Source organism: Chryseobacterium candidae, from assembly GCF_004916905.1.
In the GTDB taxonomy this organism is placed as follows: Bacteria; Bacteroidota; Bacteroidia; order Flavobacteriales; family Weeksellaceae; genus Chryseobacterium; species Chryseobacterium candidae.
In genome coordinates, this window is sequence record NZ_SDLV01000010.1 from 191,125 (window position 1) to 214,984 (window position 23,860).

Consider the following 23,860-nt stretch of genomic DNA (forward strand, 5'->3'; position numbering starts at 1 on the left):
AGGGTTAGAAGCCCTATCTTAGCATCAATATTTCATAAAATTTCATAAAAAATTAATAAAGTTATCTCCCAAAATGATCGTCAAGCCTTCAAAAATTTCTCTTCCATTAAAACTTACCTTTCTCATTTTTTCAATGGTTCTAAACTGTATGGGACTTGTGATTCTACAGTTGTCAGAAGAAAAAATCACCTATGGAGAACTGGGACTTTTAGAATCTTTCAAAGACTTACCCATTGCTTTTATTTCGCTTTTTGCGGTTAGCTTTATCAATAAAACCGGACCTAAAAAAGCATTGATTCTGGCCCTGGCTATTGTTGGATTCTGTTGCTGCCTCCTTCCTTTTGTAAAAGTTTTCTGGTTTTATAAACTGTGGTTTGCGATTATAGGAGCGTGTTTTGCCATTGGAAAAATCTGTGTTTTTGGAATTATAAGGAATAATATTTCGGATGAAAAATCACTGGCAAAGACCATGAATAATGTAGAAGCTTCTTTTATGATCGGGATTTTCCTAGTGAATACGGGTTTTGGATGGTTAATTTCCAGCCAGTACTCGGAATTCTGGAAGTTTGGTTTCCTGCTGATTGCTTTATTATCTGTATTGACTATTTTTTTGCTTTCAAAGATAGAAATAGTAGAGTCCAGGTCTATGGAAAGCAAGAGTATTTTCTCAGAACTGTCAGGGTTTACCATACCTGTGGTAGCTTTATTTTTAGCAGTGGTCTTTTTTATCGTGTTTGTAGAACAGGGATTCAATTCATGGCTTCCCTCTTTTTATAGAAACCACCTGAAGGTCAATTCTTTTTTTGCACTTCAGGCGACTTCTTTTCTATCTATTTTTTCTTATGCCGGGCGAACAGCTACGGCGAGTATAATTAAAAAGTTTTCATTACCCAGGTATTATATTACTTGTATGGCTCTTATTATCGCCTTACTGATTATTATACTGGGGATACAGTATTTTGATTCCGAAGACTCGAGATTCTTACTTTTTTTATTTCCGGTTATCGGATTGTTTCTTTCCCCCCTCTATCCTGTAATCAATTCAAGAATGATTGCGCAGGTGGATAAAGATAAAATTAATCTTTTCACTTCGCTTATTGTCATTTTTTCTTCTCTGGGCAGCTCCGTCAGTTCTATTATTATGGCAATTTTATTTGAAAAACAATTATTAAACTACTACCCTTTATACATCTTATCTTCTGTAATTCTGCTTTTTGTGATTAGTTTTATATATTTTACTGTCACAAATAGAAAATAGTTTTATTTTTACTGCCATGAAAATCAAAGACACAAAAAGTAAAGAAACGCTACAGGAGCTTATTGACACTAAAGATTTCGTAGCGCATATTTCTGTTGACTGCACTATATTCGGCTTTCATAATAATATTCTGAAAGTTCTGCTTTTAAAATATCATGATCTGGATCTATGGTCACTTCCGGGTGGTTTTGTTTTCAATGACGAAGACCTTAGAGAAGCAGCTGAAAGAGTTTTATTTGAAAGAACCCATCTTAAAGGATTATTTTTGAAACAGTTTCACACCTTTGGAAGAATAGACCGTACAGAGAATAATGTACATCAGATTCTCCTTAAAAATAAAGGAATAACCGTTCCTGAAGATCACTGGATTTTCCAGCGGTTCGTCACAGTAGGATACTGCAGCCTAATTGATTTTTCGCTGGCTGACACTTTTCCTGACGCATTTAATGAAAGCTGTGAATGGTTTGAGGTCAGCAAACTGCCCAAAATGGCATTCGACCACGACAGAATTATAGAGACAGGTCTTGAATATCTGAGAATGAATATCAATACAGAAGTAGCGGCCAGCAATCTGCTTCCGGAAAAGTTTACCATGAAGGACCTTCAGGCTCTTTATGAAACTATCTTAGGCCAGAAATTCAGAAGAAATAATTTTCAGCGAAAAATTTTAAGTTTAAATATTCTGGACAGAATGGAAAAACTCTATGATGGTTCTGCCAATAAAGCACCTTATCTGTATAAATTTAAAACTGAAGTTCATAATTCTACCAATCAGTACCCCATCTCTAATGATGAGGAGTCATAAAAGACCAAATTTATCTTAATAAATAAAGTAAAAAATCATTATCTGTCTGAAAACCAATACCAAGATAAGTTTTTAAAAAAATTTTCAGGACACCACGAAAAATGTTACTTTTAACCAAATCAAAAAATCATGTCATATTATCCTCTTACAAGCATCCCTGACTATTATGGAATTGATGCTTTGCTTACTGAAGAACATAAACTAATCCGCCAATCTGTAAGAGACTGGGTTGAAAGTTTTGTAATGCCACAGATAGATCAGGCTGCTCAAAATCATACAGATATTCCTAATCTTATGAGAGAATTGGGGAAAATCGGAGCGCTGGGACCTTATATCCCGGTTGAATATGGCGGTTCAGGTTTAGACCAGATTTCTTATGGTTTGATTATGCAGGAGTTGGAAAGAGGAGATTCTGCAGTACGTTCTGCTGCTTCGGTACAAAGTTCATTGGTGATGTTTCCTATCAACGAATTCGGTTCTGAGGAACAGAAAAAGAAATATCTTCCTAAGCTTGCTGCCGGAGAAATGATCGGATCTTTTGGATTGACTGAGCCTAACCACGGTTCTGATCCGGGTTCTATGGAGACTTATTTTAAAGATATGGGAGATCATTATCTTTTGAACGGGGCTAAAATGTGGATCACCAACTCTCCTTTATGCGACATCGCAGTAGTATGGGCAAAAAATGAAGAAGGAAAAGTACAGGGATTAATCGTTGAAAGAGGAATGGAAGGTTTTACCACTCCTGAAACCCACAATAAATGGAGCCTGAGAGCTTCCAAAACAGGAGAACTGGTATTTAACAACGTAAAAGTTCCGAAAGAAAACCTGCTTCCGGGAGTAACAGGCCTGAAAGGACCTTTATCTTGTCTGAATTCTGCAAGATACGGAATTTCATGGGGAGTAATCGGTGCTGCTATAGACTGCTACTGTACTGCTGTTCAATACTCTAAAGAAAGAAAACAGTTTGGAAAGCCAATCGGTTCTTATCAGCTTCAGCAGAAAAAATTAGCCGAATTCCTGACAGAGATTACAAAAGCTCAGTTATTATGTCTTCAGCTGGGAAATCTTAAAAATGCCCACAAAGCAACTCCTGCTCAGATCTCTATGGCTAAACGTAACAACGTACATATGGCAATTGAAATAGCCAGAGAATCCAGACAAATTCTTGGAGGTATGGGAATCATGGGGGAATTCCCAATGATGAGACATGCTGCAAACCTGGAATCTGTAATTACTTATGAAGGAACACATGATGTTCACTTGCTAATCACCGGATTGGATATTACAGGAATCAACGCTTTCTAAAAAGATAAAAATATAAATAGAGAGTCTGGCCAATGGTCAGACTCTTTTATTTTACTCACTTTTTAGAGAATTGATATTCAGTGAATAATTATTGATATTATAAAGTTTTTGTTGTTTTATTAAAATTATTACTTTAATACCACGCAAAAACAAACAATATGAAAAAAATCACAACTTTTTTACTAAGTCTTACAGCTTCATTCTATTTTGCACAGCAGGCTGGTGATATTGTAAGTGCCGAACAGAAACTGGATTTAACGCCTCAGGGAGTCATCAATTTTATCGCCAACAATCTTGGTGATCAGAATACTCCGGAATTTGCAAACTACCTGAACAGCTTCAATCTTGGGCTGAAAGGATACAAAATCACTTATTACACCAAAAATGAAAACAATGTTCTTGTAAAAGCAACAGGATTGCTGATGTATCCTAATGTACCCTTTAAACTCTCAACAGTAGTGTCGGATCACGGAACTACAGACAGCAGGCATAATGTCCCGTCTAATTTGAAAGGAGTATTAACCGCTGGATTTGTTGTTGAGCTATCCTATGTACTCAACGGTTATATTTTGATGGCACCCGACTACGTAGGAATGGGAACCGGAGACGGAACTCACCCTTATGTAGATTATGCCACCGAAGCCGGAGCTACCATAGATTTTATAACGGCCGCGAATAAAGTATTGGCCCAACTGAACATTAAACGCTATGATGAGTATTTCCTGGCCGGATATTCGCAAGGTGCTCACGCTGCTATGTCTACGCTAAAAAGATTAAGTATTTCAAATCCCACTCAAATAAAATTCAAATATGCTTACATGGGGGACGGGCCTTATGATTTTTCCGGAGTAACGTTAAATAAAGGAGTCCTGGAAAAAGATATTTATCCGTTCACTTCATTTCTGGCAAATGTTCTTCATACCTGCAACAATACAGGATATAAAACGTATAATAATGATATTTCAGAAGTTATATCTGCTGAATATCTTGACAAATACAATTATCATGTGGTTCAGGATAATGGCGGACTTCTATGGGGACCTGTTATATGGAGAAAGCTTTTTACAAACAGCTTTGTTAATGATGTTACTAATAATCCTAATAACAAACTAAGACTATGTATGAAGCCTAAGGATGTCTACGACTGGTATAATAAAACACCTATGACACTGGGACATTCTACCATAGATTTAGCTATTCCACCAGAAAACACCTCCAAAACTATTGATGTTCAGCGTGGCTATTATCCATGGTGGGATCTGAATAAATATAAACTGGATTCTTTTTACTGGGGACCATTAGGGCATGTGGGAGGAATTCTGCCATTCACTTTAGCTTCCAATGCTAAATTCAATATGCTGAGAAGTGGCGGACTTTTTAATGAATGGGCGATTGCAGGATCAGTTTTCGGTAAACAGTCAGCAGAGAAAACTTCTGACAGATCTACCCTTTTATCTTCACAGATAAAACCGGATCTGGGCAATATGCAGCTGGTTGAAATTACAGATTTCAATAAAGAAAAAGCTCAGAGCAGAACGGCCAGCAATCAAAATTTATCCACTCTAAAAGATGGAGTCTATTTATTGAAAGTATCAGAAAACAATGAAAATAAAATAATTCCATACATCAAAAACACGCCTCAGCAAGTTGCCGAAAACGAAATTGTACAATCTGTGAATGAATCGGTTTTACAATTAAAAGTAGATCAGGAAGAACTTACTGTTGTACATATTTTTGATGAAAATAAAACGCTGATCAAAAGTATTTCGCAAAAACAATATCGTGAAACCGGAGGAATCAACATTCAGGATATGGAAAACAAAAACTATACGTTTGAAGTTGTTACTCCTTATTACAATCTTCAGTTCAGCAAGGTTGCTGGAGGAACTGTATCATCAGAAAACAGTACTGATATTTATACTCTCAGACAACAAATTATAGCTAAATCCGGGAATGGTATTAAAAACATTAGCATTTACAGTATTTCTGGTGCTCTGATTGTTCAGCAGGAAATTAACAAAACAGTATTTGAATCCGGAAACCTGGAATCAGGAGTATATCTTGTGCAAGTCACACTTTCTAATGGAAAAACTATCAGCAAAAAGATAAAACTGTAAAATCAATCACTCTTCATATCTCATTTCAAGTTAATTTTTGGCACTTCAGCAATGAAGTGCTTTTTGCTTCAGTAATTTAATTATAGATGGTACATTCCCTTAAAACTTAAATCCGACACTAAAATAGATTCTTGAGAAATCAAGCTGGCTGTTTCGGGAAATATTTAAACCAATAGGACCGATAAGAGATTCGTAACCAAGATTCAATCCGTAGCCAAACATATCAAAACTGTCATTAAAAGGCGAAAACTCTTCACTTACCTTTCCATAGCTGAACGAAGGGGTGATATAAAGTTTTTTCATAATTCTGTACTGAAATGAAATGGCTGCCTTCGCCACCGAAGTCATCGGAAGCTCTTTCTGACGAAGACCATTAAATTCAGGGCTTAACAGATCGTAATTGTATTCGCTGCCTCCCAGATTATACTTTTGATTCAAAAACAGATAGGGAACCTGATCTTCTTTCTTTGATCCAAAACTTGTCCCCAAAAATACGTTAGCCTTTACCGTCAGCCTTCTTGTGATCGGATAGAAAAAATTTTCATTTAATGTGAATGAAACAAGGTTTTTAGGCTCGGAATAGTAAGATTCTTTCGGGTTAAGGATCAGATACAGAAGAGGCTGAACCGTGTTCAGGTCATAAAGCTCATACTGATCTCCGTAATAAAATCTTGTACTCACCTGAAGATGATTTCCTTTTGTAGTAAAATATCTTTTATTGAGATTGTTCTGTTCAAATTTCAGGAAAGTATTGAAATTACTGTGGTTATATAGCTTTTTACTGTAATTGTCCACTTTCGACTGGTCTACTTTATCCAGTAAGCTGTACATTCTTTCTGTACTGAATTCCGTTCCCAGAGACAGATAAGAATTGGGGGTTATATTATAATTCAGAGCAATTTTTCCGGTTATATTACGATACATATGGTTAGGAAAACGGTCACTACCATCTTCACTTATATCATACAGCCTGAAGTTCAGGTCATTACTTTTCAGGTGAACCATCTTGGCTTCCAGATCCAGCCATAGACGCTCTCCGCTATCCAGAAACTGCTGATAAGCAAGTTTAGCTTTAAAACGTTCGGAAACATCTACTGTTGCGAGAAACCTTGATCTGTTCAGCAGGATATTCCTGTACGTATAATTGATGATAATTCCTACAGACTGTTCTGTATCATAGTGCAGTGCCAGTTTAAAAGCTCCTTTTTTTGCTCTTTTCACAAATACATTCATCACAAGACCATCATTTACATTCGTGTAGGTATAGTACACTTTAACGTACTGGCGCATTCCGAATACACGGTCTATGGCTTCATTAACCGTTTTTGCATCGTAATACTTCCCTTCCGTAAGTCCCATCTGCTTTTTCAGTACTTCAATTTCAGCCGCATCAGTAATAGGCGTTCCGTCTTCTTCGTTAAAAGTAAATTTTGTTGTAGGCAGTTTCACCTCTTCAATCATCCTATGCTCATATTGGATTCCGGCTTTTCGCTGCGCCTCTGCCAGAGCTACAAATTCAGGCAGGTGTTTTCTGGCTTCAGTCTCTCCTATTTTGATAATCTTTCTGAATCTGGCAAAATCCTTTGTGGTAATTTCTCCCAATGGATCCACAAAGTCTACGAGAATATTAGAGAGCTCTTTTTGATGTTTAAAATCTTCCACAGAACGGATGGCATGAGTCTGATAAATCATCTTCATCGGATTCTCAATCTCTTTTTTCGTAAAAAGCCTGAAACCGGTATAGCCTCCAATCACAAAATCTGCCCCCATCTCACGAACTTCATTAGCTGGGTAATTACGGTCCAAACCACCATCTACCAGAAGTTTTCCATCAATATAGACAGGAGCAAAAGCGGCAGGAATGGCCAGTGTGGAACGAATTGCCAACGGTAATGATCCTTCTTTCTGCATCACCAGGCCTCCGTTTTCAATATCAGAAGAAGTAAGCTGCACAGGAATCCTCAGTTTGCTGAAATCATTAATATGTTTAGCATTGAAAGTAAGCGTATTAAGCACTTCTCCCATGTACTGTCCTTCAATATAAGAACTCGGAAGAGTAGGAAATCCTTTGACAACAGGAAATTCGAGAATATACTTATCATATTCATCTTTCTCGCTGATATTGACTTTATTATAAGGAATTTTATTACTTAAAATCCTGTTCCAGTCCATTTTATAGATCGTATTCTTCAGCTGGTCAGCATTATACCCCATTGCATACAGACCTCCCAGGATTCCTCCCATACTGGTTCCTGTAATATAATCTACTTTGATTCCCAATGAGTCAATCATTTTCAGAATTCCGATATGGGCAAACCCTTTTGCACCGCCACCACTGAGAGCAAGACCAAATTGGGTATCCTTGGTTACATTCTGAAGCGCAATATTCAGGGAATCGTTTTTTTGCTGAGATTTGATAATAAGAGAGAAAGCAATAGCTAAAAATATCAGGATCTTTTTCATTGGTGCTGCTTAATGTATCTGATTTAAACTTTATAAGTTTTTAATATGTAGTAAATATACACAAAAAGTTACCTGCTTAATGGACTATTCTACGAAGTAAATAAATGTATTTCAGTCTATAAATTAAAAAAATATTCCCTCATTTTTCAGATCAGGCATGTTTTCCAATGCATGTCAGCTATTTTTAATACGTTTTTATGGTTTCCACAAAATTGATATCCGGATTCAGGATTTCAAGAATAAGACTTTTGACAGATTTCATGGCATCATCAATATTTCCTTTATCAAACTGTAACGAAACCATTCCCATTTTAGCGTCTGCAAAACTCCAGATTCCTGTTTCAATCGGGAACCCCCAAAACTCAGGAAGGTGCTGAACAACGTAATGATAAATACAAAGCTGAAGGGCCTGTTTTCTTTCGCTGTTATGAAAATATTTATCTGCATTATCCTGATCAATCTTTACATTGAGATTTTTAATCTTCGCTGTTTTATAATCAATAATTCTTAGAGTACCGTTCAGTTTATCAATCCGGTCAATGAATCCGAAGAAAGAAATCTTATCATTTCCTTCCAGAGGAAAATCTATATTTTCAAATCTTCTTTCGATATCAATAATCTCCAGTTTATTGCCTTGTTTTATCAGCTCAAGATCATGATTTAACACGTTTTCAATTACTTTTTTGGCAATGGCTTTATGGATATAGTTCATCCCTTTTTCATAAAATTCCGGCTGGTGTTTCAGCTTTTCAATGGCAGTATTTATATATTCATCTATTGCTTTAACTGAACTCTTTAAATCACTTTCCTTTAAAACCTTACCCTTCAATACCTCATATACTTCTTGAAGTGAATAATGGACCAGATTTCCATAATTTTTTATCGATAGTTCTTCTTCAATTTCATCTGTTTCCGAGGTATTTAAAATCTTGGAAAGGTAGAAATCGATCGGATTATAAAGATAACTCGTTAAGTGGGAAGCTGATACTTTTTCCTTCCATTTCTGAAGACGCTGCTGCACAATATGTGTCTTTGCAATTTCGATAGGTTTGGTAGTAATAGGCTCCGAAGAATTTTCAATAATGAGATGTTCAATGTCATGAGAACTTTCCATTTCTATCTGTGTAATGAAACGGCTTTTTTCTCCGGTATTTACTCCTGAACTTAATGCGTTGTACAGCAAATGTACATTCTTCGCATCCTGAATCAGCCTGTAAAAGTGATAGGCATAAATGCTGTCATTTTCCAGGAAAGTATGAAGATCAAAGAACCTTCGGATATCAAAAGGAATATAGGTATTCTGAGAGTTTCCAAGCGGAAGTTTTCCTTCGTTTACAGAAAGCAGAATAACGTTTTCAAAGTTCAAAAGACGCGTTTCCAGTAATCCCATGATCTGTAATCCTCTCAATGGTTCTCCCTGAAAATCGATACTTTCAGAGTTGATATGCTGGTTGATCAGAATTTCCAGCGTTTCCATTTTGATCTCAATATTGTAGGGAGTCAGCTGGTTTTTGATGATTCTGAATGCATTTTCAAAGTGAGAGACATTCTCATACTGAATATCGTCTATTTCAAGCCATTTTACCTGCTGGCAGAACCCAATAAGCATATCCAGATAACCATTGGTTCCTGTTGCTTTTTGAAGAAGGCCGTAGTAAGACAGGCCGCCCAGCAGTTCATGTAGAAGTTTCCTGGAAATATAAACAATATTTCTCTCTTCTATTTTAGCTTTAAAATCATTGATAATTTGTTCATCTTCTACAGATTTTGGCAGTTCTTCCAGAATAGGGAAAACATCTCTGTAATAATAAGACAGTTTGTTTTTCTCCAATTGTTTCTGCAGGTAGAAAAGACGTTTCACGGCATTGGAGAAAGATAAATTTTTCAACGGAAATCCCATTGTAATATTCAAATTATCAACATCATGCATCACATCAAGACTGGCAGGAAGAAGATTTTCATCAAGGAGTACCACTGCCGTATTGGAATAGGTTTTATTATTGATCTCTTTAAAGATCTCAGGTAATACTTTGGTCTGGGTTACATTTCCGGACACTTCGTACACCTTAATTTTTTTAGGCTGATTAAAATCGTCTTCTATCCACTGAAAAGCTCTGTCATCATCAAATTCTTTCCAGGTTTTATGATTCCTGAGAAATTTTCCGGCCTCCTGTCTTTCATCATTGAAGTAATAGCGGTCTGCCTGAAAGAAACATTGAGCTTTATTCCACTGCAAAAGGCTTCTTACAAGCTTTTCCTCTACCGGAGTAAAGGCATTGAAACCACAAAAGACAAATTCTTCTTTGGTATTTTTAGCAAAGTCTACAATCCTGGCTTTAGCCGCCTCGTGAATCATTCCGGTAGTTGCCCAGTTTTTCTCCTGTAGTTTTTCTTTTAAAACAGGGAGAAAAACGTTCATATTCTGCCAGAAATTAAGAAACTTCTTTCTCGGGACATCATCATCTTCTCCAAGGTCCTGCGCCCATTCTTTGATTCTTTCCTCATCAAACATATACTGCAGAACTGCCTGATCGCTATCTGAAAATTTGAGAATATCATCCCAGTCTTTCTGTAAGGTGGGAAACCATTTCAGGAAATCTGAAAAATCATCTCTTGGAATAAGATTCAGGCTTCGGTACACATCAAAAGAGAAAAGCCACAGCGGAATCCCCTGAATCGTCTGTTGATCGGCAATTGTGTTGATGAGTTCCTCAATCGTAAAAAAGTTGGGAAGAAACCCTGAATAATTATTTTCTTCCAGGATCTGTCTGATAAAAACGATAGGACGTTTTCCGGGCAGAATGATATTAAACGCAGAAAGGTCAGTGTTTTGTGCCAGCAGTTCGTGGATGATCTTATTGAGGAATTTCAAAGGGTTTGGTAGCTTTTTAAGTTGTCGAGTTGTTCAGAAATTGAATGATTATATTCGGTTTGCTTTTCTTTATCGAGTCCGTGACGGGTTTCTCTGTCATACGCCATCTGAAAGTTTTTATAATCAACGGATATCCCGTTATAAATTGCTTTGAAATATTTGTTGTAGTCTCCGGAATTTTTAATTTTTTCAGCGACTGCTTTTCGGAATTTTCTCACAAATAATTCTGCAATATCAAAATGCTTCTGCTCATGGAGGAGAATATAATCATCCATTCTTTTGACATCTTTCCATGATTTATCTTCGTGAAAAAGCGTCTTAATAGTAATGGTAACCGGTGCTTTGGGATCGGAAGATTTTACAGAATAAAACTCCCAGCCACAATGGGTGTATGCTGCCACATCAGGATTCTTTTTCTTGTTAACCGGACTTTTAAAGTTATCCCAGGTTAGCTTTCTGCCTTCCTCCCAGAAAATTTTCTGTCCGGATACAGCCTGAATAGCCAATATACATAATACAAAAGTCAATCTCATTATTCCACTACAATTGTTTTGGTAATCCAGTTGTTGCCTCCACTCCAGAATTTAAAAGTATAAGTCCCTTTTCTTTGCGGGCTGAAGTTAATCTGATTTACTCCTACATATTTGCCCTGTGTACAAGGTCCGTCGGTAATGTATTTATAGGAAGTAACTGTTCTTTCCAGACTGGTATTATAAATATAATCATATCCATAAAAACCCTCACAATGAGACGGATACGTGGAATACGTTTTGATGCTTTGTATCGAAAAAACACTCATGGTATCATGAACAATCTTTACACTGTCTATTTTGATTTTATCAATAGATTCAATGGTATGATAATCGTCATCATTACACGAAACCAGAAGCACGCTCAACACGAATACTGAAAATCCAATATTTAAAAGTTTTTTCATAACCTTTACTTTTCTGATTATTAACAAATATTAGCAAAAATTATTCCTTATTTACATAAAAATCAGGAATTAAAATTACCTTTTGATACATAAACTACTTTCTTGGTATCAAAAAATTCTTCATCAAAATAGTGTTTGAGATTGAAAATTTCACATTTAAGTCCGGCAAGCTCTTCTGCAAGATCACCTCCTTTTAAATATAAAATTCCGTTATGTTTAGGGTTAAACTGTTCTTTTTCAAACTTTCCTTTCAGCCATCTTAAAAATTCAGGCATTTGGGTTACCGCTCTGCTGACAACAAAATGGAATTTTTCTTTCAGCTTTTCTGCTCTTCCATGGATAGCCGTTACATTGGTTAATCCTACTCCTTCCGATACAGCCTGTACTACACTGATTTTCTTACCGATAGAATCAATCAGAGTAAATTCTACCTCAGGAAACAGAATAGCCAGAGGAATCCCAGGAAAACCGCCTCCGGTTCCGATATCCAATACTTTGGTTCCCGGTGCAAATTCCATCACTTTTGCAATTCCCAAAGAGTGCAGAATATGCTTTTCATACAGCGATTCCATATCTTTTCTGGAAATTACATTGATCTTTTCATTCCATTCATTGTACAGATTTTCCAGTTTTGAGAACTGCTCTTTCTGTTTTTCAGTAAGATCCGGGAAATATTTTAATAGTAACGATGCAGACATGTGAATTATTATAAAGCGCAAAAATAAGTTTTATTTCTCTTGTATTCAAATCTACTTTTCCTGATGCAACTGTAAATTCTGGTTTTTATCAAAATCCATTACTTTGCAATACCCGGAATTACAGGCACACTCAGGTTTCCTGACGGACTCACACTCTGTACAGCAAAAATGTAATTGTCTTTTGAAAGCGGAAGCTTTACAGAAAGTCCTGTTGTAAATATTCTTTTCTGCCATACCGCACTGCCCGTTTCCCTTGCCAGCACATAATATCCTGCCGGAGTTCCGGATTTCGGTTTTTCCCAATGTAAAGTTGTTGAGTTGGTCAGCTCTTTCACATCCATTTCAACTTTCTCCGGTTTTGAAGGAGATTTTGCAAGATTGGCAAGGACTGCAATATTGGCTGCAACATTCTTTTTCAGGTATTTAAAATCTATAAATTCAGGAAGGTCACCATACTGCTTATTGTTTTCTGTTCTTATATCCTGATGCTGATGGTCGTAGTTTTCATAATATTCAGTCAGTCTTACAGAAGGAAATCCGTTATTCACGAAACTTGTGTGGTCTCCTCCACGCAAAAACCTGTCATTTCTGTAGATCAGCTTTATCTCCAATCCTTTGACATATTGTTCTGTAATTTCTTTGATATAACGTGCCAGCTGTCTGGATTCACTGTCGTTTTCAAATCCCAGATTCCTGATCGTCATTGCTTTTTTATCGAGGTCTTTGTAAGGCAGCCCTTCACTGAATACACGAAGAATCCGGGTATTGACCTCTCCGGTTTCTCCTTCTTTGGGATTGCCGATCATATCATTGTTCAGAACCGCTTCCAGCTGTAAATTTTCTTTTTTCATTTTTTCTGCCAGCTGCTTAGATCCCAATAACGATTGCTCTTCTCCGGAAAAAGCCACAAAAATAATAGATGCCGGAAATGAAGATGTACTCAGTATTCTGGCAGATTCTATCACAGCACTTACTCCACTTCCGTCATCATTGGCACCAGGCGCAGAGGAAGTTCTGTTCATCACATCGCTCACTCTTGAATCCAGATGTCCTCCGATGAGAAAAATCCTTTTGTCGTTCGGATCTGTTCCTTTCAGAAAAGCAACAGCATTTCCAAGATTTACTACGTTGTCTATTCGTTTTCCATCAGGCTGAATATCTTCCTGCTGAAGATATACTTCCATTCTGCCACCGGAATTTTTTGCATAATCGTTGAATTTTCCGATCACCCATTTTCTGGCCGCTCCTATTCCCTGTTCAGGATCATTTGTAGAGCTTAACGTATGCCTTGTTCCAAAACTTACCATTTTCCGGATATAAGATTTTAGAGAATCTTGATTCACCTGACTCACATATTTTTTCACTTCATCATCTTTTGAATGTTTTTGAGAGAAAAAAGAACATGAAATGAGCAATAAAAAAACAGAATATTTCATAGAACTGATGTTAGATTGTTTAAAGATACAAACGCTAAGCTGCAAAATTATTCCCTACAATAATTTATTTTGAATTACGTTTTTTGAGCTAAAATAGTATTAAATTCAATCTCTTACTTCAAAATAAAACATTTTTATAATCCAATATATGATTTGACAAAAAACTGATAAAAATCTTTAAAACACCCTTATTTTTATTACCTCCACACCACGTTTTTATTATATATTTGTTCAAATTCAAAAAAATACAATGGATAAACTTTCAGATAGAGTAAAAAGATTAGGATACTCCCAGACATTTGTAATGTCTAACAAAGCCAGAGAAATGAAAGCAAGCGGAATAGATGTGATCAGCTTAACTCTTGGTGAACCGGATTTCGATGTTCCGGACAATATCAAACAGGCAGCATTCGATGCCATCAATCAAAATTACAGCCACTACTCTCCTGTTCCAGGATTTCCGGAACTGCGTGAGGCTATTGCATATAAATTAAAAAGAGATAATAACCTGGAATACAAATCTACCCAGATTTGTGTTTCCAATGGAGCTAAACAGGCAATTATCAATGTTCTGGCAGCTATTATCAATGATGGTGATGAAGTTCTTCTTCCTGCACCTTACTGGGTAAGCTATGATGAAATGGTAAAAATGATGGGTGGAACTTCTGTAATGCTTTCTACATCTTATGTTACCGATTTCAAAGTGACAGCAGAACAAATTGAAGAAGCTATTACAGAGAAGACCAAAGCAATACTTTTCAGCTCACCGTGCAATCCGTCAGGAGGATATTATACTTATGACGAATTAAAATCTATCGCCAAAGTAATTGCCAAGTATCCTCAGATAACGATAATTTCTGACGAAATTTATGAATACATCAATTATGAAACGAATACCACTTCAATTGCACAGTTTCCTGAAGTCTATGAACAAACGGCCGTAATCAACGGAATGTCAAAAGCATTTGCTATGACCGGATGGAGAATTGGGTATTCTGCATGTCCTGAATGGCTGGCAAAAGCTTGTGAAAAAGTTCAGGGGCAGATGACCAGCGGTGCTAATACAGTAGCACAGAGAGCTTCTATCGTTGCATTGAAAACAGATCCTTCCGAATACAGATATATGATTGATGCTTTCAAAAAAAGAAGAGATCTTGTCTATGAACTGATCAAAGAAATCCCAGGATTCAAAGTAGTGCTTCCCAAGGCAGCTTTCTATTTCTTCCCGGATATTTCGTACTACATCGGAAAAACCCTTGATGGAACAGAAATTAAAGATTCTGACGACTTTGCCATGTTCCTTCTGGAAAATGCTCACGTTGGGTGTGTAGGCGGATTCTCTTTCGGAAGCCCGGAATGCATCAGATTCTCTTATGCCGCCTCTGAAGAAGATTTAAGAGAAGCAATGAAACGAATTAAAGACTTATTGGAAAAATTCAATTAACAAATTAATAATCCAAAATAAACACGACAGCAATGAATCTGTTAAAAAAACTAACCATCGTTACAAGTATTGCCGCTGCAAGTTTTGCAGGATATGCTTTTGGCCAGGATTTTCAGTGGAAAGAAGCTACTTCCAATGGCTACAAGTACAAATACGTAACCAATGACCCTACTTCTGCAAGGTACTACACTTTGAAAAACGGACTAACGGTTATTTTAAGCCCTACCAATAAGGATCCGAGAATCCAAACGTATATCGCAACAAAAGCGGGAAGTAAAACCGATCCTGCAGATCATACTGGTCTTGCCCATTATCTGGAGCATATGCTTTTTAAAGGAACAAACCAGTTCGGATCTAAAGACTGGGCAAAAGAAAAACCTCTGCTGGATCAGATTGATGCTCTTTACGAAAAGTACAATCAGACCAAGGATGAGGCTAAAAGAAAAGAAATCTATAAAGAAATTGACAGAGTTTCCGGAGAGGCAGCAAAATTTGCAATCGCAAATGAATATGATAAAATGATGGCCGGGATGGGAGCTGATGGAACTAACGCCTTCACTTCTTTTGAACAGACAGTGTACACAGAAGATGTGCCTGCAAATGTTCTTGACAAATTCCTTGCTGTACAGGCTGAAAGATTCAGAGAACCGGTTTTAAGGCTCTTCCACACGGAACTTGAAGCTGTATATGAAGAAAAAAACAGATCACTTGATGATGACGGAGATAAGGTTTTCGACACCATGTTCGCCAATCTTTTCCCTAACAACAATTATGGTAAGCAAACCACCATCGGAACGATTGAACACCTGAAAAACCCTTCTCTGCACGCTATCAGAGAATATTATAACAATTATTATGTCCCTAATAACATGGGAATCATTATGTCCGGAGATTTTAATCCGGATGAAGTAATTGCAAAGATTGATAAGGCTTTCTCTTATATGAAGCCTAAAGCCATTCCTGAATATAAAGTGGGACAGGAAAAACCGATTACTGCTCCGATTGTAAAAGAAGTGGTGGGACCGAATCCTGAAAACGTAATGCTTGGGTTCAGATTTCCGGGAGCTTCTACCAAAGATGCAAGAATGCTGAATCTTGTCGGAAATATGCTTACCAACGGACAAGCAGGATTAATTGATCTTGATCTGGTAAAAAAACAGAAATTACTGGGTGCTTACGCCGGATCTTATGCGTTAAAAGATTATTCCGTTTTACTTTTACAAGGAAAACCGACCGAAGGACAGTCTCTGGATGAAGTAAAGAATCTTCTTCTTCAGGAAGTGGATAAGTTAAGAAAAGGAGAGTTTTCTGATGATCTGATTCAATCTATTGTTAACAACGAAAAGAAAGGTATTATTCAGAAAGATGAAAAATATTCGTCAAGAGCAAGTATTCTGATGGATGAATTTACTTCGGATGTTGACCACAAAGCATCGTTGGAATATGTTGACGAAATTTCAAAACTTACCAAGAAAGATATCATGGATTTCGTATCCAAATATCTTCAGAACAATAACTACGTTGCTGTTTACAAAAGAAAAGGAGAAGACAAGAGCATTGTAAAAGTTGATAAACCAACAATTACTCCGGTTTCTGTTAACAGAGAAGACCAGTCTCCTTTCCTTAAGAAGATTGACGAGATGCCTGAAAATCCTATCGCTCCGGTATGGTTGAACTATGACAAAGACATTGCCAAAAATAAATTAGCTGATGTGGATGTACTTTCTGTAAAAAACACAGACAACGCTTTGTTCAGAATGTATTACCACTTTGATTCCGGAAAATGGAACAACAAAATTCTTCCATTGGCAGCTGAATATCTTCAGTACTTAGGAACGAAAGACAAATCTTCCGAGGTAATCAGTAAAGAATTTTATAAACTTGCTTCAAGTTTCAATGTAGGAGCCGGAAATGAAGAAACGTATGTATCTCTGGAAGGCTTAAATGAAAACTTCGATAAAACAATTGCTTTATTTGAAGATCTGATTAAAAACTGTCAGGCAGACCAGGGAGCTCTGGATGCTTACAAAACAAGGCTGAAGAAGGCCAGAGCCAACGCTAAACAAAATAAAGGAACCATTATGGCCGGATTGAGAAGCTACGCTCAATATGGTGCACAGAATCCTTTCAACAATGTACTGAGCGATGCTGAACTTGATGCTTTAAAAGCAGAAGATCTGATTAATGTTCTTCATGATTTATTTAATTTCAAGCATAAAGTATTGTATTACGGACCAAAATCAGGAAATGAAGTGGTAGCATCTTTGAAACCTGTCCACAAACTTCCTGCAAGTTTAAAAGATCTCCCTAAGTCTAAAACTTTCGCTCAGATTCCAACTGATAAGAACAAAGTATTATTTGCTCATTATGATATGGTACAGGCTGAAGTGTTCTGGGTAAGAAATTCTGACCAGTATAATCCTTCTACGACTCCAACAGTAAGTTTATTCAACAACTATTTCGGAGGCGGCATGGGATCTATTGTTTTCCAAACGATCAGAGAATCAAAAGCACTGGCTTATTCTACGTATTCCAATTTTGCACTTCCTAGCAAGAAAACAGATAAGGATATGGTAATGGCTTATGTAGGAACACAGGCAGATAAATTCAATGAGTCTACAACGGCTATGAATGAGCTTTTGACTACCCTTCCGAAATCTGAACAGTTATTTGAAACCGCGAAAAGCGGATTGAAAAAATCTATTGCTTCTGAAAGAATCACACAGGACGGAATCATCTTCTCTTATCTGAAATCTCAAAAGCTTGGAAACAACTTTGATATGAGAAAGAATGTCTATGAACAGGCACCAAAATTGTCTTTTACAGACATCAATTCTTTCCACGACAAGGAAATGAAAAATAAGAATTACACATATTGTATTGTCGCTTCCCAAGACAAAGTGAACGAGGAAGATATGAAGAAATTAGGTGAAGTAAAAAAACTTAATTTAACTGAAATATTTGGTTATTAAAATAAACAAAAAGCCCTTATAAACAGGGCTTTTTTATTTAACAGTATACCAAAAACAATTATAGATTTTATTTATCGATTTCAGTTTGTTCGATAGATGAATCTTTTGTATATTTGCACAAGAAATTTAAATATAAAAACAGAAAAATTATGTCTTTAGTAGGAAAAAAATTCCCAAACTTAACAATTGACGCAATGTCTGAGATGGGTGACGATTTAAGAATCAACATCCTTGATGAAGCAGTAAACAACCAGCAAAAAGTTCTTTTATTCTGGTACCCTAAAGATTTCACTTTCGTATGCCCTACTGAGCTTCACGCTTTTCAGGAGGCTTTAGGTGAGTTTGAAAAAAGAAACACTAAAGTAATCGGTGCATCTTGTGATACTAACGAAGTACACTTCGCTTGGTTGAACACACCAAAAGATAACGGAGGAATTGAAGGAGTAACTTACCCGCTTTTAGCTGATACTCACAGACAATTGGCTAACACATTAGGAATTGTTGATCAGGATTTTGAATATGATGAAGATGGAAACGAAGTTTTCACAGGTTCTAACGTAACGTACAGAGCAACTTACCTTATTGACGAAACTGGAAAAATTTTCCACGAAGCGGTAAACGATATGCCTCTGGGAAGAAACGTAAAAGAATTCTTAAGATTAATTGACGCTTACACTCACGTACAAAAGCACGGTGAAGTATGTCCTGCAAACTGGGAAGAAGGAAAAGATGCTATGAAAGCAGACAGAACTTCTACTGCAGAATACTTAGCAAAAAATTAATATCTTAATTTAAATATAACAATGTAACAATCTAACAGTATAACAATTTGAAAAGTCATTTCTTGAATTGTTAGATTGGTCAATTTTTTAGATTGTTACATTGTTTATTTTTTAAAAAATAAACTTATGTACACAGAATTAACCGAAGATACATTACAGAATATAGTTAATGACAACGAAAAAGTAGTTGTTCAATATGGCGCAACATGGTGTGGAAACTGCAGAATAATGAAGCCGAAATTCAAAAAATTAGCTTCTGAAAATGATTCTATTCCATTTTTGTATGTAGATGCTGAAAAGCTTCCTGAAAGCAGAAAATTAGCAAAAGTAGATAACTTACCTACTTTCGCCATCTTTAAAAACGGAGAACTGGTTAATCAGGTTCAATCTAACCAGGCAGAAAGTTTAATTAACCTATTTAACGAATTAGCATAATGAAATTACCCGTAATCAGACAGTTTTATCAGAATCAGACTCCTGAAAACCTTGAAAAAACATTAGAAGTACTGGAAAGTTTCTGCGAGTTCAGAGGAACAAGTGAAGAAGATCTGAATGTTGCAGGAGAGTTGATTACCAACATCTGCGGAGCTTTGGAAGTTCACGCCAACGTACAGAACGGAATGAGCGAGAAAGATGCTTTGAACTCATTTGCACAAAAGGTTTTAGGATCAATCGACAAATAAGATCCTGCGATTTTTCCTAATCAATAGATGATAAAAAACACAATATACGATACCTCTGAGGTTTTCCTCATTACTATACTTTTTTCTATTCTTTAGAATCTTTATTTACAACTGTAAAATGTACTTCAGAAGACCTTAACCAGTCACATGAAGCTGGAAGTTGCATGAAAATTTCAAAAGAATAACCAATTAAAATCCTGGTGATAATATCACCAGGAATATAATTTTAAAAAATAAGAGACAGCTCCTATTAGTTTCTTCTGTTCATCAGAATACTTAGAATATACCAGAATAAAAGCATAATGGAAGCAAAAAGCTGTAATGCCGCTCCTACATATTGGTTCGTTCCATACGAATCTTTCAATTTACTTGTCTGATATAAAATAGTAGCTGAAGCCAAAATTACCATTCCAACAGAGAACCACAATCCAAGGTTAAAACCGAAGATCATCCCTCCTACAATAAGTCCGATAGAAATAAATCCACCGATTACAATGATATTTCTTAAAAAAGAAAAATCTCTTTTAGAAGTGAATGCTACTGCAGAAATACCTGCAAACATTGCAATCGTTAAAGTAGCAGCCTGGAAAATTAGATTAGCTCCTCCTTCAATATTAGTCGCAATAAAAAGCAGTGGCATGAAAATAATTGCCTCTAGTAAAATGTAAAATCCTAATCCCATATATTGGGTAGATTTACTTTGTGAAAGAGACCATTTGGAGGATAAAACAGAAGCCAGCCAGAAAACCCCGATAATTAGTAACCAGATATATTTTTGTTCGAACATCATGAAAATGATTTCTTTCGGAACAGTTTTTAATAATATGGTTTCAACTCCAATAAATGCAAGAATCGATAATGCAACATGCAGATACGTCTTCTTGTAAAAATTCGCTTTCTCCACATCCGAAGAATGAGCGACTAAAACATCTGTCATCATAGTTAATATTTTTTTATTTAATCGAAAATAAGTTTATTTTGCCGGCAATACACCCAAAATCTTTCCATCATCTTCAAATACAGCCGTTATAGCTTCTTTCGAAGAAGATTCTCCTGAATATTTATATTTAATACTTGGATGATTCAAACCATCCATCGTTTTATAATATCCTGCCTTTAAGATTTCAAGCTTTTTATTGGGATCAATGCCATCTTTAACTTTTTTAAGAACATTATCCGTCACAATTTCCTTCACTTTCTCAGAAAGCAGCCCATCAATAGTCTTTCGGTCAGATGCCTGTAAAGCATCAATAAACTTAAGAAAGTTATCATTATACAAACTGATATTTTCCTTACTGATACTAGCCTGCTGCTCTTTTTTGGGTCCGTTTTCAACCTTTGCTCCGGCGACTTTCTGTGCAAAAATCAACTGCCCGCCCACAAGAGCAAGTCCCAGCAATAATTTTTTCATAGTATTCATTTTGTTCTGGTGAAATAAGTGATGGAAGATACGAAAATCAGACCAGTTCTAAAAATTTCATTGTATCTACATTATCTGCATACGTATCAAGTCCCGGATTTTGTGCTTCACCAAAAGGAATGGCATTCATTTTCAATTCCTCTTTTGCCACTACACACTGAATATTTTCTTCATTTTCTGCAATAAAGTTTTTCACATCATCTAATGATTCATATCTGCTGAAATTGATTACAGAAAGCGGACTGAACAGCTTATCATCCTCTTTCAGCATGACAAAATTGTTATCCCAGAACTTATCCTGATTTAAAAGATAAACCGCTCTGTTATAATCATAATTGTTGGCATATTTATTATGGTTGATAATATCCTGGTATCCTAAGAAATTTTCAAACAATCTGTCTATCACAAAATCCTGCGGAATGAAAATTCTCGTCACATTTCTGCATCCTAATCCAAAATACTGGAAAATATCTTTCGCCAGAAGCTGCAGTTCCTCATCCGTTTCATCACCTTTCAAAACCGCAACAGAGGTTCTGTTTTTACGGATAATACTTAAATGATTCTTGAAATAATATTCCAGATATCTCGCTGTATTATTACTTCCCGTAGCAATAACTGCATCAAAATTCTCCAATTTTTCAACAAATTCAAAAGCTACATTTCCATTGGAAAGCTCATTCCACTTCTTTAATAAAAACGGAATCATATACTTATCCTTTGAAGATAATTTAATGACAGGGATATGATTGCTCAAGATAACAGAAAGCACGTCATGAAAGCCAACCAAAGGAATATTTCCCGCCAGAATAAGTCCAACTCTTTTTGAAATTTTTGAGATTGAATAATTTCCAAGCCAGTTCTTAATGTTTTCTTCAGTGAGAAGATCTGTCCATTGCTGTAAAGCAAATTTCTGATTATCAATGGTAAACCACGGATTCTCTATTTCTGATTTTTTTAACAATAATTCAATATCAGAATCATCTTCATTGTGATCTTCCGGTTTCTTCGCTAAAAACGCTTTTATATAATCACTTAATTTAATAAGTCCTAAAACTTGATTTTCGGTATTCATAATTACTTTAAAATTGGGTAAAATTTTGTAATTTTGTGCAAATTTAAAAAAAATTAGCGATGGCTATTAAAATAACTGATGAATGCATTAACTGCGGGGCTTGTGAACCAGAATGCCCAAACAATGCAATATATGAAGGAGCTGTAGATTGGAAAGCTTCTGACGGTACGGCTCTTCAAGGTACAATTACTCTGCCGTCCGGACTTACTGTAGACGCCAATTCACCACAGGAACCCGTAAGTGATGATGTATACTTCATTGTAACAGATAAATGTACAGAATGTAAAGGATTCCACGAAGAGCCTCAGTGTGCAGCGGTATGTCCTGTAGACTGCTGTGTGCCTGATGAGGATCACGTAGAATCTGAAGAAGCTCTTCTTAATAAAAAAGCATTCTTACACGGCGAATAAAAAATTCCGTCTCATTTCCGTGAGGCGGTTTTTTTGACCCAAAATCCAATAAATCAAAATAAAGCAAAGGGGATTTAAAACCCTGAAGCATCAAAAAAAATAAAATATGAACAAAAAGCACAACTTCAGCGCAGGACCATGTATTTTACCACAAGAGGTATTTGAAAAATCAGCAAAGGCTATCCTGGATTTTAACGATATCGGATTGTCTCTTCTTGAAATTTCTCACAGAAGCAAGGATTTCGTTGCGGTAATGGACGAAGCGCGTGCCATTGTAAAAAGATTGATGAATCTTGGTGATGATTATGAAGTACTTTATTTAGGGGGTGGTGCCAGCCTTCAGTTTGCAATGGTTCCTTACAACCTGATGAAAGTAGGCGGAAAAGCAGCTTACCTGGATACGGGAACATGGGCAGCCGGAGCCATCAAAGAAGCAAAAAAAGTAGGAACAGTAGATGTGGTAGGTTCTTCAAAAGAAGAAAACTATTCTTTTATTCCTAAAGACTATACGGTAGGTGCAGAATATGATTATTTCCACTGTACTTCCAACAATACCATCTACGGAACTCAAATGAAATCTTTCCCTGAAGTGGATACCCTGATGGTATGCGATATGAGTTCTGATATTTTCTCAAGACAGCTGGATTTTTCCAAGTTTGACCTGATCTACGCCGGTGCTCAAAAAAACATGGGGCCTGCAGGAGTTACTCTTGTAGTTATCAAAAAAGAAATTCTTGGTAAAACAGGAAGAGAAAATATGTTTTCTATTCTGGATTATTCCCAGCACATTGCTAAAGAATCTATGTACAATACTCCACCGGTTTTCCCTGTATATGCTTCTTTACTTACCCTTCAATATCTTGAAAGAAATGGAGGAATTGCTGCTGCGGAACAAAGAAATGAAGCTAAAGCACAACTTTTATATAACGAGATTGACAGCAACCCGTTTTTCGAAACTTTCTGCGTAAAAGAAGACCGTTCACTCATGAATGTTTCTTTCAAAATTACAGACGAAAGCAGGAAAGAGGAATTTGACAACGCATGGAAAGCAGCCGGGATCAGCGGATTGAACGGACACAGAAGCCTGGGCGGATACAGAGCTAGTTTATACAATGCTTTACCTATCGAAAGCGTACAGGTTTTGGTGGATGTAATGAAGTCAATAAAATAACTTATATTAGGC

At 36.4% G+C, this 23,860-nt stretch carries 20 protein-coding genes; 11 read left to right on the forward strand and 9 right to left on the reverse strand.

The window, feature by feature from the left end; translation table 11 throughout:
* Window positions 1–73: 73 nt before the first annotated feature.
* From EK417_RS05700 to EK417_RS05715, 4 genes are all read left to right on the forward strand, one after another.
* The gene (locus EK417_RS05700; protein WP_136521580.1) at window positions 74–1,258 is read left to right on the forward strand and encodes an MFS transporter; all 1,185 of its coding nucleotides are present in this window, start codon (window positions 74–76) and stop codon (window positions 1,256–1,258) included.
* Between the two features lie 16 nt (window positions 1,259–1,274).
* The gene (locus EK417_RS05705) at window positions 1,275–2,063 is read left to right on the forward strand and encodes an NUDIX hydrolase (RefSeq protein WP_076594487.1); all 789 of its coding nucleotides are present in this window, start codon (window positions 1,275–1,277) and stop codon (window positions 2,061–2,063) included.
* 129 nt (window positions 2,064–2,192) lie between these two features.
* A complete protein-coding gene (locus EK417_RS05710) occupies window positions 2,193–3,371 on the forward strand; it encodes an acyl-CoA dehydrogenase family protein (RefSeq protein ID WP_076594486.1) in 1,179 nt (392 codons plus the stop codon).
* A gap of 158 nt (window positions 3,372–3,529) precedes the next feature.
* Window positions 3,530–5,488: a T9SS type A sorting domain-containing protein gene (locus EK417_RS05715; RefSeq protein ID WP_136521581.1), complete on the forward strand. Its 1,959-nt coding sequence runs from the start codon at window positions 3,530–3,532 to the stop codon at window positions 5,486–5,488.
* A gap of 99 nt (window positions 5,489–5,587) precedes the next feature.
* On the opposite strand, the gene EK417_RS05720 is transcribed toward EK417_RS05715, so the two are convergent.
* The 6 genes from EK417_RS05720 to EK417_RS05745 form a co-directional block, all read right to left on the reverse strand.
* Entirely contained in the window at window positions 5,588–7,951 is a 2,364-nt protein-coding gene (locus EK417_RS05720) for a patatin-like phospholipase family protein (RefSeq protein ID WP_136521582.1), read from the reverse strand.
* A 184-nt stretch (window positions 7,952–8,135) separates the two neighbouring features.
* On the reverse strand, window positions 8,136–10,823 hold the full coding sequence (locus EK417_RS05725) for a PD-(D/E)XK nuclease family protein (RefSeq protein WP_136521583.1): 2,688 nt from the start codon (window positions 10,821–10,823) through the stop codon (window positions 8,136–8,138).
* Window positions 10,820–11,356, reverse strand: coding sequence for a DUF922 domain-containing protein (locus EK417_RS05730; protein ID WP_136521584.1), 537 nt, complete (start codon window positions 11,354–11,356; stop codon window positions 10,820–10,822). The genes EK417_RS05725 and EK417_RS05730 overlap by 4 nt, the downstream gene beginning before the upstream one ends.
* Entirely contained in the window at window positions 11,356–11,760 is a 405-nt protein-coding gene (locus EK417_RS05735; RefSeq protein WP_076594481.1) for a hypothetical protein, read from the reverse strand. The genes EK417_RS05730 and EK417_RS05735 overlap by 1 nt, the downstream gene beginning before the upstream one ends.
* A gap of 62 nt (window positions 11,761–11,822) precedes the next feature.
* Window positions 11,823–12,458 carry a 16S rRNA (guanine(527)-N(7))-methyltransferase RsmG gene (gene rsmG / locus EK417_RS05740; RefSeq protein ID WP_076594480.1) on the reverse strand — a complete coding sequence of 212 codons (636 nt, stop codon included), beginning with the start codon at window positions 12,456–12,458 and terminating at the stop codon, window positions 11,823–11,825.
* Between the two features lie 98 nt (window positions 12,459–12,556).
* Complete coding sequence (locus EK417_RS05745; protein ID WP_136521585.1) at window positions 12,557–13,894, reverse strand: M20/M25/M40 family metallo-hydrolase; 1,338 nt, start codon at window positions 13,892–13,894, stop codon at window positions 12,557–12,559.
* Between the two features lie 250 nt (window positions 13,895–14,144).
* On the opposite strand from EK417_RS05745, the gene EK417_RS05750 reads away from it, so the two are divergent.
* The 5 genes from EK417_RS05750 to EK417_RS05770 all read left to right on the forward strand — a co-directional run bounded on the left by EK417_RS05750 (window position 14,145) and on the right by EK417_RS05770 (window position 19,775).
* Window positions 14,145–15,338 (forward strand): pyridoxal phosphate-dependent aminotransferase, encoded by a 1,194-nt coding sequence (locus EK417_RS05750; protein ID WP_076594478.1) that lies wholly within the window; start codon window positions 14,145–14,147, stop codon window positions 15,336–15,338.
* Between the two features lie 32 nt (window positions 15,339–15,370).
* Complete coding sequence (locus EK417_RS05755; RefSeq protein WP_136521586.1) at window positions 15,371–18,310, forward strand: M16 family metallopeptidase; 2,940 nt, start codon at window positions 15,371–15,373, stop codon at window positions 18,308–18,310.
* A gap of 149 nt (window positions 18,311–18,459) precedes the next feature.
* Window positions 18,460–19,092 (forward strand): peroxiredoxin, encoded by a 633-nt coding sequence (locus EK417_RS05760; protein ID WP_034698496.1) that lies wholly within the window; start codon window positions 18,460–18,462, stop codon window positions 19,090–19,092.
* 126 nt (window positions 19,093–19,218) lie between these two features.
* Entirely contained in the window at window positions 19,219–19,527 is a 309-nt protein-coding gene (locus EK417_RS05765) for a thioredoxin family protein (RefSeq protein ID WP_034698499.1), read from the forward strand.
* A complete protein-coding gene (locus tag EK417_RS05770) occupies window positions 19,527–19,775 on the forward strand; it encodes a DUF6952 family protein (RefSeq protein WP_002980002.1) in 249 nt (82 codons plus the stop codon). Before EK417_RS05765 ends, EK417_RS05770 begins: the two co-directional genes overlap by 1 nt.
* A 250-nt stretch (window positions 19,776–20,025) precedes the next feature.
* Here EK417_RS05770 and EK417_RS05775 read toward each other — a convergent pair whose 3' ends face one another.
* Genes EK417_RS05775 through EK417_RS05785 form a run of 3 tightly spaced genes read right to left on the reverse strand, consistent with a single transcriptional unit; the run spans window position 20,026 to window position 22,267 of the window.
* Window positions 20,026–20,715 carry a Bax inhibitor-1/YccA family protein gene (locus tag EK417_RS05775; RefSeq protein ID WP_136521587.1) on the reverse strand — a complete coding sequence of 230 codons (690 nt, stop codon included), beginning with the start codon at window positions 20,713–20,715 and terminating at the stop codon, window positions 20,026–20,028.
* A gap of 33 nt (window positions 20,716–20,748) precedes the next feature.
* Complete coding sequence (locus EK417_RS05780; protein WP_228402409.1) at window positions 20,749–21,186, reverse strand: peptidylprolyl isomerase; 438 nt, start codon at window positions 21,184–21,186, stop codon at window positions 20,749–20,751.
* A 46-nt stretch (window positions 21,187–21,232) separates the two neighbouring features.
* Window positions 21,233–22,267, reverse strand: a complete 1,035-nt coding sequence (locus tag EK417_RS05785) for an acyl-CoA reductase (protein WP_136521588.1) — start codon at window positions 22,265–22,267, stop codon at window positions 21,233–21,235.
* A gap of 59 nt (window positions 22,268–22,326) precedes the next feature.
* Here EK417_RS05785 and EK417_RS05790 point away from each other — a divergent pair, with 59 nt between their 5' ends.
* Both EK417_RS05790 and serC read left to right on the forward strand, forming a co-directional pair.
* Window positions 22,327–22,677, forward strand: a complete 351-nt coding sequence (locus EK417_RS05790) for a 4Fe-4S binding protein (RefSeq protein WP_076594473.1) — start codon at window positions 22,327–22,329, stop codon at window positions 22,675–22,677.
* A gap of 106 nt (window positions 22,678–22,783) precedes the next feature.
* Window positions 22,784–23,848 (forward strand): 3-phosphoserine/phosphohydroxythreonine transaminase, encoded by a 1,065-nt coding sequence (serC, locus tag EK417_RS05795; protein ID WP_076594472.1) that lies wholly within the window; start codon window positions 22,784–22,786, stop codon window positions 23,846–23,848.
* Window positions 23,849–23,860: the final 12 nt, after the last annotated feature.